Annotated in this window: 15 protein-coding genes; 7 read left to right on the forward strand and 8 right to left on the reverse strand. The window is 74.1% G+C overall.

Annotated elements, in window-relative coordinates:
• Positions 1-163 precede the first annotated feature (163 nt).
• The 4 genes from LQK93_RS07925 (at position 164) to LQK93_RS07940 (ending at position 2,356) form a co-directional block, all read left to right on the forward strand.
• Positions 164-610: an NINE protein gene (locus tag LQK93_RS07925; protein ID WP_374970995.1), complete on the forward strand. Its 447-nt coding sequence runs from the start codon at positions 164-166 to the stop codon at positions 608-610.
• Positions 611-930: 320 nt separating this feature from the next.
• Positions 931-1,095, forward strand: a complete 165-nt coding sequence (locus tag LQK93_RS07930; protein WP_374970996.1) for a hypothetical protein — start codon at positions 931-933, stop codon at positions 1,093-1,095.
• Positions 1,092-1,802, forward strand: a complete 711-nt coding sequence (locus LQK93_RS07935; protein ID WP_374970997.1) for a dienelactone hydrolase family protein — start codon at positions 1,092-1,094, stop codon at positions 1,800-1,802. Before LQK93_RS07930 ends, LQK93_RS07935 begins: the two co-directional genes overlap by 4 nt.
• 113 nt (positions 1,803-1,915) lie before the next feature.
• A complete protein-coding gene (locus LQK93_RS07940; protein WP_374970998.1) occupies positions 1,916-2,356 on the forward strand; it encodes a hypothetical protein in 441 nt (146 codons plus the stop codon).
• Positions 2,357-2,400: 44 nt separating this feature from the next.
• On the opposite strand, the gene LQK93_RS07945 is transcribed toward LQK93_RS07940, so the two are convergent.
• The 5 genes from LQK93_RS07945 to LQK93_RS07965 form a co-directional block, all read right to left on the reverse strand.
• Positions 2,401-3,129, reverse strand: a complete 729-nt coding sequence (locus LQK93_RS07945; RefSeq protein ID WP_374970999.1) for a phosphodiesterase — start codon at positions 3,127-3,129, stop codon at positions 2,401-2,403.
• 39 nt (positions 3,130-3,168) lie between these two features.
• A complete protein-coding gene (idi, locus tag LQK93_RS07950) occupies positions 3,169-3,792 on the reverse strand; it encodes an isopentenyl-diphosphate Delta-isomerase (protein WP_374971000.1) in 624 nt (207 codons plus the stop codon).
• Positions 3,789-5,009: an NAD(P)/FAD-dependent oxidoreductase gene (locus LQK93_RS07955; RefSeq protein WP_374971001.1), complete on the reverse strand. Its 1,221-nt coding sequence runs from the start codon at positions 5,007-5,009 to the stop codon at positions 3,789-3,791. The genes idi and LQK93_RS07955 overlap by 4 nt, the downstream gene beginning before the upstream one ends.
• The gene (locus tag LQK93_RS07960) at positions 5,006-5,557 is read right to left on the reverse strand and encodes an isoprenylcysteine carboxyl methyltransferase family protein (RefSeq protein ID WP_374971002.1); all 552 of its coding nucleotides are present in this window, start codon (positions 5,555-5,557) and stop codon (positions 5,006-5,008) included. Before LQK93_RS07960 ends, LQK93_RS07955 begins: the two co-directional genes overlap by 4 nt.
• Before the next feature lie 84 nt (positions 5,558-5,641).
• Positions 5,642-6,712 (reverse strand): type III polyketide synthase, encoded by a 1,071-nt coding sequence (locus LQK93_RS07965; protein ID WP_374971003.1) that lies wholly within the window; start codon positions 6,710-6,712, stop codon positions 5,642-5,644.
• Between the two features lie 37 nt (positions 6,713-6,749).
• On the opposite strand from LQK93_RS07965, the gene LQK93_RS07970 reads away from it, so the two are divergent.
• Positions 6,750-7,577, forward strand: a complete 828-nt coding sequence (locus LQK93_RS07970; protein ID WP_374971004.1) for a UbiA family prenyltransferase — start codon at positions 6,750-6,752, stop codon at positions 7,575-7,577.
• A 23-nt stretch (positions 7,578-7,600) separates the two neighbouring features.
• Here LQK93_RS07970 and LQK93_RS07975 read toward each other — a convergent pair whose 3' ends face one another.
• Entirely contained in the window at positions 7,601-8,011 is a 411-nt protein-coding gene (locus LQK93_RS07975; protein WP_374971005.1) for a PPOX class F420-dependent oxidoreductase, read from the reverse strand.
• Positions 8,012-8,197: 186 nt separating this feature from the next.
• Between LQK93_RS07975 and LQK93_RS07980 the strand changes: the two genes are divergently transcribed.
• Positions 8,198-10,399 (forward strand): ATP-dependent DNA ligase, encoded by a 2,202-nt coding sequence (locus LQK93_RS07980; RefSeq protein ID WP_374971006.1) that lies wholly within the window; start codon positions 8,198-8,200, stop codon positions 10,397-10,399.
• A gap of 46 nt (positions 10,400-10,445) precedes the next feature.
• On the opposite strand, the gene LQK93_RS07985 is transcribed toward LQK93_RS07980, so the two are convergent.
• Both LQK93_RS07985 and LQK93_RS07990 read right to left on the reverse strand, forming a co-directional pair.
• Positions 10,446-11,600 (reverse strand): Vms1/Ankzf1 family peptidyl-tRNA hydrolase, encoded by a 1,155-nt coding sequence (locus tag LQK93_RS07985; protein WP_374971007.1) that lies wholly within the window; start codon positions 11,598-11,600, stop codon positions 10,446-10,448.
• Positions 11,601-11,652: 52 nt separating this feature from the next.
• Positions 11,653-11,808, reverse strand: coding sequence for a hypothetical protein (locus tag LQK93_RS07990; protein ID WP_374971008.1), 156 nt, complete (start codon positions 11,806-11,808; stop codon positions 11,653-11,655).
• Positions 11,809-11,862: 54 nt separating this feature from the next.
• Here LQK93_RS07990 and LQK93_RS07995 point away from each other — a divergent pair, with 54 nt between their 5' ends.
• Complete coding sequence (locus LQK93_RS07995; protein ID WP_374971009.1) at positions 11,863-12,792, forward strand: alpha/beta hydrolase; 930 nt, start codon at positions 11,863-11,865, stop codon at positions 12,790-12,792.
• Positions 12,793-12,839: the final 47 nt, after the last annotated feature.

The raw sequence follows: 12,839 nt of genomic DNA on the forward strand, positions 1-12,839 counted from the left end.
CGTATGCCGCCCCACCTCCCTCGGCGACATACGGCTCCGGCGCGCTCGGGCGCCTAGTAGGGCTACCGTTCGGGTGTGGCCGATCCGACCACGTAGGTGACGATCTGGACCATGCTGGTCACGAGCCGTGCAGACGTTCCCAACCCCGTTTCGGAGGCCACCCATGACCCAGCCCGCCGCCCAGCCGGACCAACCGGCGAGGCCAGCCACCCCCGCCCCGCAGGAGATCCCTGCCGGCTGGTACGCGGACCCCGAGGGGCGGGCGCAGTCGCGCTACTGGGACGGCGATGGGTGGACCGACCAGCTCGGCCCGCTGCTGACGCCCGCGGGCCCGGCCGCTGGCACGCCCTCGCCGATGGCCACCTTCGTCCCGGTGACGACGGACGCCCTGGGCATGCCCGTGAGTGACCGCTCCCGGCTCGCCGCGGCGCTGCTCTGCTTCTTCTTCGGCGTCTTCGGCGTGCACCGCTTCTACGTCGGCAAGGTCGGCACCGGGCTCCTGCAGCTCGTGACGTTCGGCGGCCTCGGCATCTGGTTCCTCGTCGACCTCGTCCTCATCCTCGTCGGAGCCTTCCGGGACTCCCGGAACCGGTTGCTCGTCAACTGGTGACCGTGCCGGATTTGACTGGGATGACAGTGGTTTCGTCTAGGTAGATCGACTCAACCAGCGGCCGCCGGGTATCTCCCGGCGGCCCTGCTCCTGCCGAGCTCTTCCCGCACGGCCCGACGCTGATGGGCCAGTACGTCCTGAAGGACATCGTCCGCCGCCGCGCTCGTCGTCACGGCACACGCCCTCGGTGCGCGGCTGCACACCGGCTCGGACGACTGAGCCGAACCGCTCTCACCGGGCGACCGCCGGGTGCACCTGACCACGACGGTGCACCCGGCGGTCGCTCCCCCGTCACACCACGGAGACAGAAGGAGCCGTCCATGACCGCCATCCCCCTGACCGCCCGCCCCGTCGCGCCGCTGACGGACCGCACGCGCCCGCGCGCGGACGTGGGAGCCGGGCACACGGCATACGCCCTCGGTGGCGTGGCCCCCGCCGACCGCTCGCCGGCCGTTCAGCCGGAGTCGACATACTGTCCGCCATGACCGAGAACGTGACGATCGCGACCGACGCCGGCGAGATGCCCGCCCGCTTCTGGCTCCCGCCCACCGGCCACGGCCCGGGGGTCGTCGTTCTGCAGGAGATCTTCGGCGTCAGCGACTATATCCAGCGCCGCGGCGCCCAGCTCGCCGAGGCGGGCTACGTCGTCGTCGCTCCCGAGATCTTCTGGCGCCTCGGGGTCACCGAACCGGTCGAGGGTGAGGACGCCCTGCAGCAGGGCATGGGTCTCGTGCAGCGGCTCGACTGGCAGGCCGCCGTGACCGACGCCGCCGCCGCCGTCGAGTGGCTGCGAGGCCGTGACGAGGTGACCGGCGGGGTCGGCGCGCTCGGCTTCTGCTTCGGTGGCGGCCTCGGCTTCAACCTCGCCGCCCACCTCGAGTCGGACGGCTCCAGCCCGCTCGACGTGCTCGTCAGCTACTACGGCTCGGCACTGCCGGGCCTGCACGACTCCCTGACGGTGACGGCACCGAGCCTGCACCACTTCGGCCTCGCCGACTCGTTCCTCGACACCGAGACGGTGCGTCGCATCGAGGCCTCCCTGAAGGAGCAGCCCGACACGGTCGTCGAGACGTATGCCGGCGCCGACCACGCGTTCGACAACGACGACATGCCGTGGCACGACCCGACCTCCTCGACGCTCGCTTGGGCGACCACGATGGAGTTCCTCGCCAAGCGCCTCCCGGTGGCGTGACCGTGCCCGACGGACCCGCAGCCGTCGACGGGACGCGGTCCGGGCGGGAGCACCACCGGGTATGGCCCCGTGGGCTGCCGAACCAGCCCGAGCCCGAACCGACGAGGAGTCCCGTGGATCTGCACGAGGTCGAGGCCGTGGCTCCCGGTCTCGCCGCGCGCATCGCCGGGGCGGAGCGAGGGCAGGCCCGCCGCTTCGCCTTCCGCGTGGCTCGCGTCGCCTGCTCCGTGGCCGACGTCCACGACGACACCGCCCTCGAAGTCGCCCGGGGCGGTCTGGAGCACTATCCCGAGATCGAGGAGCTCGTGAAGCTGTGGGACCTCGAGCGCCAGCTCGACTCCGCCTGCGCGGCGAGCATCGGCGGCGACCCGAGCACGGCCGACATCGAGGAGCTGCAGGCGTACGGCGACTGCGCCAAGGCCCGCGCGGTGTCCGCCGTCATCGCGGCCCTCAAGCCCGACGCCCTGGCCGCGGCCCGGGAGGCCACCCGTGAGGCCTTCGCCGCCGGCTGCGACCAGCACGTGCTCGAGGACCTCGCCGGCGAGCTGCTCTGAGCCGTTCGGCTCGGTCGCTCGTGCCGGAACGGAAGTGCCGGCGCTCAGTCGCCCGTGACCGGCAGCGCCCCGACCTCCGTTGCGCGGCGGCGGCTCAGCCGGCGTGCCCACCGGTAGGCCGGCTCGCGCAGGCCCACCACCCACGCCGGGGGCCTCGTCCCCTCCAGCTCGTCGACGATCGGGTCGAAGCGCGTACGCGTGTCGGGCAGCTCTCGCCACAGCTGCAGCAGGCCCACCGCCGTCCAGCGCCCCCCGTCGACCGAGACGGCCAGCTCGTACTCGCGAGGCTGCTCGGCCGCACCGACTGGGCGCACGAGCAGCTCCAGCGACCGGTCGCCCGCTCGGGTCGGCAGCAGCGTCGTGAGCGGCCGGGTCGCGGCCTGTCGGACCGGCCGCAGCAGGTCGCGGCTGAGCCTGCCGGTGCCCGTCGTGGCGAAGAGCAGGTCGGCGGGGCGGCCTCTCGTCCCGGCGTCGGGCAGGCGAACCGCCAGCCCGCCGACGTCCCACCAGCCCTCCGGCGTGCCGACCGCTCGCGAGACCCGGACGGTGCAGGCGTGGACGCCCCGCCGGCTGATGAGCGGCACGCCGAGGTCGGGCAGCGGCGAGTCGACGCGCAGCTCGGCGGCCCACGTGCTGCCGGCGGCATGCAGCGGCTTGCGCCCGGTGGCCCAGGCGACGACGCCCAGCCCGGCGGCGAGGGCGGCACCCGCGACACGCGAGGGCGGCGTCGGCACGCGAGCCGGTGCGGGCGGTTGGCTGGAGGATGCGCTCACCTCCTTTCCTTTACCCGGCCCGGACCCGGTGCGCGCGGGTCAGAGGCGCCGGGTCGTCATGGCGCCGGGCAGGTCGGCGGGGTCGGCCGACGGCCAGGCGGCGGGGTCCGGGCCCAGGCGGTCGAGCTCGGCCACCTGCTCACGGCACCATGTCGAGACCTCGCGCCGGCCCGCCAGGACGTCGGCGGCGAACGCGTCCCAGGGTGCCCACTCGGCGGCTGCCACCTCGTCCGGGTCCGGCCGCGGCTCGGGCGCGACGCCGGCGACACGTCCGGCGAGGACCGGGCACAGCTCCCACTCGACGACGCCGTCCATCTCGGCCCGGTAGGAGAAGCGCGGCAGCACGAGGCGCAGGTCGTGCACGTCGAGGCCCAGCTCCTGCCGGCCCCGGCGCTGCACCGCGTCCTCGACCGGTTCGCCGGGAGCCGGGTGCCCGCACGCCGAGTTGGTCCAGACACCGGGGAAGGTGGCCTTGTGCAGGGCCCGCCGGGTCACGAGCACGGAGCCGGCGTCGTCGAAGAGGTAGACGGAGAAGGCGAGGTGCAGGGGCGTCTCGGCGTGGTGGACGGTCGCCTTGGGCGCCGTGCCGACCGCATGCCCGTCCGCGGCGACGAGGACGACGAGCTCCTCGTGGTGCTCGGTCGTGCGGATCGTCCCGGTCACCGGGCCGGCCTCGCGAGCTCGTTGACGGCGCCGCGGAAGATCGGCGGGAGGCTCGCGGCGGCCGGCACGAGCAGGCGGCGGCTCCACGCCGGCCGCGTGAACTGCACGAGGGCGTGGGTGAGCAGCGAGTAGCGGCGGGTCGCGGCGCGCCACGACCTCTCGTAGGACTGCGGGTCGTCCGCGGCGAGGGCCGTGACCGCCGCACGGGCGTGCGCCAGGCCGAGCGAGATACCCTCGCCGGTGAGCGCGTCGACGTAGCCACTGGCGTCACCGGCGAGCAGCACCCGTCCGGCGACCCGGCGCGTCGATCGCTGCCGCAACGGGCCGGCACCACGGACCGAGGTCACGATCGGGGCGCCGGCCAGCCGTTCGCGCAGCTGGGGGAACTCGGCGAGCCCGTCGCTCAGCGACCCGCGGTGCTTGCTGAGCACCGCCACCCCGACGAGGTCGTCGGCCACCGGGGTCACGTAGGCCTCGCCGTGGGCGCCCCAGTGCACCTCGACGTGGCGGCTCCACGGCCGTATGCGGTAGTGCTGGCGCAGCCCGTACCGCCGCTCGGGCCGCTCGGGCCGCTCGGGCCGCTCGGGCCGCTCGGGCCGCTCGGGCCGCTCGGGCCGCTCCGGCCTGTCTGCCCCGGCCCCACCGGCCCCGTCCCCACCGCTGCCGGACCGGTCGCCCGCCTGCCTCCGACGGCCACCGCGCGGCTTCTGCGGTGCCTGGGCAGGCCGGTCCCGGTCGAGCCCGAGCGAACGCCGGGTCGGCGAGTGCAGGCCGTCCGCGGCCACCACCCAGGCCGCGCTCATCGTGGGCCCCGGTCGCCCGGAGTCCTCGGTGCGGACGGTGACGGAGGTGTCGTCCTGCGTCACCTCGGCCGCTTCGAGCGGGAGCACGTCGACGCCGGCCTCGGCCACGGCGCGCGAGAGGGCGTCGTGCAGCATCGTGCGCCGGACCCCCCGCCCGGAGCCCGACGTGAAGTCCGCCTCGGCGTAGCGGCCGTGGGCCAGGTAGCGGATGCCGTGCAGGTCGTAGCCCTGCGGGTCCACGCCGAGCTCGAGCAGGCTCTGCAGGCCACCGGGCATGAGCCCCTCGCCGCAGGCCTTGTCGATGGTGCCGGCCCGCGGCTCGAGGACGACGGGAGACAGGCCCGAGCGGACGGCATACAACGCGGCGGCGAGCCCGACGGGGCCTCCCCCGATGACGACGAGGTCGGCGCTCACCGGGTCACCCCGCTCGCTGCAGCGACGGGCGGGGCGAGCTCGCGCAGGGCGGCACTCTCGCTGCGGACCCGGACGGTGAGCAGGGCCGCGTTGGCGACGGTGAAGACGGTGGCGGTGACCCAGGCTGAGTGCACGAGCGGGAGGGCGAGCCCCTCGGCGACGACGGCGACGTAGTTGGGGTGCGGGAACAGGCGGTACGGGCCGCGACGCACGAGCGGCAGGCCCGGCACGACGATGACGCGGGTGTTCCACTGGTTGCCGAGCGTCCTGATGCACCACCAGCGCAGCGCCTGGCTGGCGAGGGCCAGCGCCAGCATCGGCCAGCCGAGCGCGGGGAGGAAGGGCCGGTCGGCCAGCCAGACCTCCGCCACCGCGCCGACGAGCAGACCGGTGTGCAGGAAGACCATGACGGGGTAGTGCGACTGCCCACGCTCCACGCCGCCGCGGGAGAGTGCCCAGGCTGCGTGCCGCCTCGAGACGACGAGCTCGGCGACGCGCTCGAGCCCGACGAGCGCGACGAGGGCGGTGAAGAGCCACTGCGAGGTCACACCGCCACTCCCTTCTCGTCGGCTCCTGCTCGTCCTGCTTGCGCCTGGGCCCGCTACCGATTGTGCTGTTGTGCCATCTGTGTATCAGTCGGCCATCCGCAGGAGCACGAGTTCGAGGCAGAATCCCGGCCCCATGGCCATCAGCACGCCCCATGTGCCCGGTTCGGGCGTTTGGTCCGCGAGGGTGTCGGCGAGCACGTGCAGCACCGAGGCCGAGCTGAGGTTGCCGATGCGGTCGAGGGAGCGCCACGTGACCCCCAGCGCCTCGCGGTCGACCTCGAGCGCCTCCTGCATCGCCTCGAGCACCTTCGGGCCGCCGGGGTGGGCGACCCACCAGGCGATGTCCGCGCGGGTCAGGCCCTGGTCCGCCAGGAAGCGGTCGACGTCGTCGCGCACGTTCTCGCGCACGAGGTCGGGCACCTCGGCGCCGAGGACGATGCGCAGGCCGCTGGCGCCGACGTCCCAGCCCATCGCCCGCTCGGTCCCGGCGTAGAGGCGGCTGCGGGTGGCCACGACGCGCGGCTGTTCCGGCGCCAGGGCGCTGGCGCGGTTGGCGCCGACCAGGACCACGGCCGCGGCGCCGTCGCCGAAGAGGCCGCTCGCGACGAGGTTGGCCACCGAGCGGTCGTCGCGCTGGACCGTGAGGCTGCACAGCTCGACGGAGAGCAGGACCGCGACGTCGTCGGGGTGTCCGACAAGGTAGTCGTGCACGCGCGCCACCCCCGCTGCGCCGGCCACGCAGCCCAGGCCCACGAGCGGCACGCGCTTGACGTCGTCGCGCAGCCCGATCTCGGCGGCGACGCGTGCCTCGATCGAGGGCACCGCGAGCCCCGTGATGGTCGTCGACACGACGAGGTCGACGTCCTGCGGGGTGAGGCCGGCGGCTGCGAGCGCCTTGCTGGCGGCGTGCGAGCCGAGCTCGGTGGCGACCCGGATGAACTCGTCGTTGGCCTCGCCGAAGTCCGCGAGCTGCCGGTAGCGCTCGAGTGGCAGGGCGAGGTGCCGCCGGCTGACCCCCGCGTTGGCGTGGAACCGCTCGAGCAGGGCCCGGTCCGTGCCGGTCGAGCCGAGCACGCCGGCGAAGGCGGCCGTGATCTCCGACTGGGTGTAGGCGTGCCCGGGAAGGACGCCGCGCACGGCCGCGAGGTGGCTCACGACGGTGTCGTACCCATCCGGACCTAGGCTCGGGCTCGTGGTGGTGCAGCGGACGGAGCGGGGCACAGGGCGCGGGCTCGTCCGCGCGTGCCACCCGGGTCCGACTCTCGCGGTCACCGTCCTCACCGCGCTGCTCGCGTGGTCGGCCGGTCACACCCCGGCGCGGGGACTGCTCGTCACGGCGGCCGTGCTCACCGGGCAGCTCTCGATCGGGTGGTCCAACGACCTCGTCGACGTGCGCCGCGACCGTGCCGTCGGGCGGCCGGACAAGCCGGTGGCGGCGGGCGAGGTCTCCGAGACGGTCGTCCGCGCGGCGTGCGGCGTCGCGCTGGTGGCCTGCGTCGGCCTCTCGCTGGCGTGCGGGTGGCGGTCGGCGCTCGTGCACCTCGTCCTCGGGGTGGCCTCGGGCTGGGCGTACAACCTCTGGTTCAAGCGCACCCCGCTCTCCCCGCTGCCGTATGCCGTCGCCTTCGCCGCGCTGCCCGCCGTCGTCACGCTCGCGCTGCCGTCCCCGGCCTGGCCGCCCGGGTGGGTGCTCGTCACCGGGGCGCTGCTCGGGGTCGGCGCGCACCTGCTCAACGTGCTGCCCGACCTCGCCGACGACGAGGCGACCGGGGTCCGCGGGCTGCCGCACCGGCTCGGGGAGCGGGTGGTGCGGTGGCTGGCACCCGCGGTGCTGCTGGCCGGGTCGGCCGTGGCGGCATACGGCCCCGGTGGGGGTTCGCTCGACGGGACCGGGCTGGCGCTGCTGCTCGCGTGCGTGGTGCTGGCCGTCGCGGCTGTCGTGGCGCGGGGCCGGCTGCCGTTCGTGGCCGCCGTGCTCATCGCGCTCGCGGACGTCGTCAGCCTCGTCCTGCGCAGCTGAGCCGGAGCGGCTCGAGGGGGCGCTCAGCCGGTGGGCATGATCCGCACGACGGCGCGCCGCGGGTTGCCGCGGCGCAGGAGCCACTCGGCGGCCATGAACAGGTGGTACTCGAGGCCGTACTTGCGGGCGAGCCGCCGGCCGACGGCCTCGGTGGCCGCCGAGTCGCGGATGACCTCGGCGCGGCCCTCGACGACCGGCGCTCCGGGCGCGACGTTGCCGCGGCGGTCGCACGGCTGGATCGTGGCGCGCGGGTCGTGGCGCAGCCGCTTGAGCTTGCCGGAGCCCTCGGGGGTGCTGACCAGGGCGGCCCCGGCGTCGGGCAGGACCCACACGGGGGTCGCCACCGGCTCGCCGGAGCGGCGGAAGGTCGTGAGGAGCACGAACCGTTCGCCGCCGAGGTTGTGGAGGGTGGGCGCCATGGTCATGGCGGACATGTACCCGCTACCCCACCCCGGTAGGCACCCTGCCGCCCTCCGGGCGCTGTGCGTTGGGTCACCGCGCGACCCAGGGGTTCCGCCGGGGAGCTGCAGCGGCACCTGCCGACCGCTCGGTCACCACCCGACCCAGCGCACAGCGCGCGCCCGACCGGCGGCGTCGCACCCCGTGGCTACGATCGGCACGTGAGCGCCAAGCCCGCCGTCGTCGCAGCGCCCAGTCCGTCGAGCCCGTCGGGGGTGCGGGAGGTGCGCGTCTCCAGCCCCGAGCGGGTGTTGTGGCCGGCCGCGGGCATGGCCGACGGCCGGCCGGTGACCAAGCTCGAGCTCGCCGAGTACCTCGTGGCCGTCACCGACCCGCTGCTGCGGGCGCTCGGCGACCGGCCGGTGACGCTCCAGCGCTTCCCCGAGGGGATCGAGGGCGAGGAGTTCTTCTCCAAGAACCCGCCCAAGGGCGTGCCCGAGGGGACCCGCACGGTGATGTGCACCTATCCCTCGGGCCGCAGGCACCCGCAGCTGGTCGTCGACGAGGTCGCCGACGCCGTCTGGGCCGCCCAGATGAACACCGTGACCTTCCATCCCTGGCCGGTGCGCACGGTCGACGTCGACCGGCCCGACGAGCTGCGCATCGACCTGGACCCGCAACCAGGGCGCGGCTTCGCCGACGCGGTCGAGGCGGCCGTCGCGCTGCGCGAGGTGATGGCCGAGATCGGGCTGACCGCCTGGGCCAAGACCTCCGGCAACCGCGGCGTCCACGTCTACGCCCGCGTCGCCCCCACCCACGAGTTCCTCGACGTGCGGCACGGGGTCATCGGCATCGCCCGCGAGCTCGAGCGGCGCCTGCCCGACCTCGTCACGACGTCGTGGTGGAAGGAGGAGCGCGGCGAGAAGGTCTTCGTCGACTTCAACCAGGCCTGCCGCGACCGCACCATCGCCTCCGCCTACTCGCCCCGCCCGCTCCCCGGCGCGCCCGTGTCGACGCCGGTGACGTGGGACGAGCTGCGCTCGGTGGACCCCCGGGAGCTGACGGTCCGCACCGTGCCCGCCCTCGTGGCCGCCCGCGGCGACGCGTGGGCCGGCATCGACGACGAGGTCGGCGACGTCGCCGCAGCCCTGGCGCTGTGGGACCGCGACGTCGACGAGCGCGGTCTCGGCGAGCTCAACTTCCCGCCGGACTACCCGAAGATGCCCGGCGAGCCGCCCCGCGTGCAGCCGAGCAAACGACGCCAGGACAAGACGGACGGGGACTACATGGCACCCAAGGCCGAGCGCGACGCCGACCACCGCAGCACGTGGGGCATGCCGGTCGTCCCCCCGGTGTCGCCGATGCTCGCCAAGCCGGTCAAGGACTTCTCGGCCGTCAAGGGCGAGGTGCTCTACGAGCCGAAGTGGGACGGCTTCCGCTCGGTCATCTTCCGGTCCGGCGACCTCGTCGAGATCGGCTCGCGCAACGAGAAGCCGATGACCCGCTACTTCCCCGAGGTCGTCGAGGCCGTGCTCGCGAACTTCCCGGACAAGGCCGTCATCGACGGCGAAATCATCGTCGTCTCCCCCGAGTCGAAGGACCGGCTCGACTTCGACCTGCTGCAGCAGCGCATCCACCCGGCGGCCTCACGCGTGAAGAAGCTCGCCGCCGAGACGCCGGCCTCCTTCGTGGCCTTCGACCTGCTCGCCCTCGGCGACGAGTCCTACCTCGACCGGCCCTTCTCCGAGCGGCGCGCGGCCCTGGAGAAGGCCCTGGCCGGCGCCGAGGCGCCGATCCACCTCACTGCTGCGACGGCCGACCGCGACGTCGCCAAGGGCTGGTTCACCCAGTTCGAGGGCGCGGGGCTCGACGGGGTCATCGCCAAGCCGGTCGACATCGGCTACGAGCCCGACAAGCGCCTGATGTTCAAGCTCAAGCACGAGCGCACCGCCGACTGCGTCGTCGCCGGCTACCGCCCGCACAAGAACGACAGCGAGGCCATCGGCTCGCTGCTGCTCGGCCTCTACGACGCCGACGGCCGGCTCGCGTCCGTCGGCGTCATCGGCGCCCTGCCGATGGCTCGCCGCCGCCAGCTCTTCACCGAGCTGCAGCCGCTGGTCGCCGAGTGGGACGAGCACCCGTGGAACTGGGCGGCGCCCACCGAGGAGGAGGGCGGCGCACGCACCCCCCGGTCGTCCGAGTTCTCCCGCTGGAACAACCAGAAGGACCTGTCGTTCGTGCCGCTGCGCCCGGAGCGGGTCGTCGAGGTGCGCTACGACCACATGGAGGGCACGCGCTTCCGGCACACGGCGCAGTTCGTCCGGTGGCGCGAGGACCGCACCCCGGAGTCGTGCACGTTCGAGCAGCTCGAGGAGCCGGTCAGCTACGACCTCGCCGACGTGCTCTCCGCAGGCTCCGACTGAGCGGCACTCCGCTGCCGGCGCCTGTCTCCCGAGCGACGGCTGCGGCTCAGGTGCCGCCGTGGCCGGGCATGCTCGGGACGCGCGAGTGCGGGGTCGCCTCGTCGGACCAGCGCAGCACGGCGCCGACGCCGTCGGAGGGGTTGGCCTGCTTGCGGTCGAGGCAGCTGACGCCGGCCCGGGAGCAGACGGCCGCCCAGACGAGCGCGGTGTCGGCCGGCACCTGCACCGGGTGCTCCGCACCGGTCATCTCGGCGTCCTCGCGGCTCGTGCCGAGCTGGAGGCGGCCCTCGCCGACCCACAGCTGCCCGTCGTGCTCGCGGCCGTCGACGAAGATCAGCTCCTCGGCCTGGGCGCGCTGCAGCACCTCGACGACGGGGTCGAGGCCCTCGGTCGCCGCCTCGGCGCGGGCGGTCTGCTCCTCGAAGCGGGCGACGAGGTCGGCCTCGGCCTGGGCGCGGATGGCGGCCAGGATCTCCTCGACCGCCTCCCGCTCCTTCTGCTCGTCGGTGCCCTCGGCGCGGCCGCCGGTGTCGGTGCGCACGAGGAGCGACCTGAGCCCCTCGCTCGCGTGCTCCTCGAGGTAGGTCATGGCCCGCTCGTCGCCCATGAGGATGACCACCGCGGGCCGGTGCCGGCGCACCAGGCGGTCGAGCTGCTGGGCGACGGTGGCGGCGTTGTGCTCCCACGAGTCCTGCGCCCGCAGCTCGAAGCGGTGCTGGGACCAGCCGCCGCCCTTGAAGCGGTGCACCACGTCGTGGTCGCCCTGCACCTCGAGCTCCTCCTCGGTGTCGCCGACGCCGCCGGTGACCTCGATGTCGGCGCCGGTGCGGTCGAGCCGCACGACGACGTGCGGCACGATCGCCTCGAGCACGCGGACGGCCGGGAGCAGGGACGGAACCGGCCCCCAGCTGACGTCCTCGTCGGGCCGGCCATGGAGGTCCTGCTGCAGCACCAGCCCCTCCGCGTTGGCCACGAGCAGGCGTCCCCACTGACCGCCCTTGCCGGTCGGCTCCAGGGTGGCCTCGCCCATCTCGGAGACGATGTCCTCGGGCACGCCGGACTTGCGGAGCGTTCGCTCCGCGAGGCGCCAGCGCGCCCGGAGGTTGGCGATGCTGTTCGGATCGGTCCGGGTCACGTCGAAGGTCACGCTCGCGAAGGGGCCCTTCTCCTCGCCGAGGTCGTGGAACAGGTCGAGCTTCATGGCTCCTCCATGGGTTGGGGACATGCTCCCCCGTACCCACCAGAGTGGGCCCTCACAAGAGGTCGATGAGCTCGTTCTGCGCACCTTCCCGGACGGCCGTCAGGGCGTCGATGGCAGTGCGCGCGCCGCGGGCCGCCTCGGCGAGCTGTTGGCACTCGGCGACGGCGAGCGCCGCGAACCGGTCCGAACCGGTCACGACGCGAGACACGCACCTCGCTCGCACCTCGCTCGCGGCGGCGCGGCGGCGGCATACAGTTCGGCCATGCAGAGCAGCACCTTCACGCTGACGACCCCCGACGGCACCGAGGTGTTCGTCAACCGCTGGCTCCCCGACGGGCCCGCCAAGGCGGTCGTCCAGATCGCGCACGGGCTCGCGGAGCACTCGACCCGCTACGCCCGCTTCGCGCAGCGCCTCACCGACCACGGGTATGCCGTCTACGGCTCGGACCACCGCGGGCACGGGAAGACCACGGGCACGCGCGGCTCCTTCGCCCGACAGGGCGGCTGGCAGACGGTCATCGACGACCTGCACGCCGTGACCGAGCGCGCCCGCGAGGAGCAGCCGGGGCTGCCGGTCTTCCTCCTCGGCCACAGCATGGGCTCGTTCCTCGCGAGGGGGTATGCCGCACAGTTCGGCCCCGAGCTCGCCGGCCTCGTGCTCTCGGGCACCTCGGGCGGCGCCGGGGGGATCAGCAGGGTCGGGCTCTTCCTGGCCGCGACCCAGGCCCGGCTGCGCGGTCACACCCACGCGAGCGGCCTGATGAACATCCTGACCTTCGGTCAGTACAACAACGCCTTCAAGCCGACCCGGACGCAGTTCGACTGGCTGTCAAGGGATCCCGCGGAGGTGGACAAGTACATCGACGACCCCGACTGCGGGTTCGTCTTCAGTGCAGGCGGGTTCGCCGACCTGATCCGTGGCCTCGAGAGCGTCAACACCGATGCCGAGGCCGGGCGCATCCCCAAGGACCTGCCGGTCCACCTGGCTTCGGGCGCCATGGACCCGGTGGGCGCCAACGGCAAGGGCGTGGGCAAGGTCGCGGACCAGCTGCGCCGGCTCGGTGTGCGCGACGTGACGCTGACCCTGTGGCCCGAGGCCCGTCACGAGATCCTCAACGAGACGAACCGCGACGAGGTCGAGACCGAGATGCTCGACTGGCTCGACGCGCACCTTCCCGCCGTCAAGGCCTGACGCGGCCCCGCGTGGTTGCCGTACGTCAGTGACCCGCGACGCGGGTC

It is taken from the genome of Terrabacter sp. BE26 (assembly GCF_041941675.1).
GTDB lineage: Bacteria > Actinomycetota > Actinomycetes > Actinomycetales > Dermatophilaceae > Terrabacter.

Excerpts from the sequence above, each read along its gene's own strand:
- LQK93_RS07925 (WP_374970995.1), top strand. The coding sequence starts at position 164 with ATGACCCAGCCCGCCGCCCAGCCGGACCAACCGGCGAGGCCAGCCACC.
- LQK93_RS07930 (WP_374970996.1), top strand. The coding sequence starts at position 931 with ATGACCGCCATCCCCCTGACCGCCCGCCCCGTCGCGCCGCTGACGGAC.
- LQK93_RS07935 (WP_374970997.1), top strand. The coding sequence starts at position 1,092 with ATGACCGAGAACGTGACGATCGCGACCGACGCCGGCGAGATGCCCGCC.
- LQK93_RS07975 (WP_374971005.1), bottom strand. The coding sequence starts at position 8,011 with ATGTCCGCCATGACCATGGCGCCCACCCTCCACAACCTCGGCGGCGAA.
- LQK93_RS07985 (WP_374971007.1), bottom strand. The coding sequence starts at position 11,600 with ATGAAGCTCGACCTGTTCCACGACCTCGGCGAGGAGAAGGGCCCCTTC.
- LQK93_RS07995 (WP_374971009.1), top strand. The coding sequence starts at position 11,863 with ATGCAGAGCAGCACCTTCACGCTGACGACCCCCGACGGCACCGAGGTG.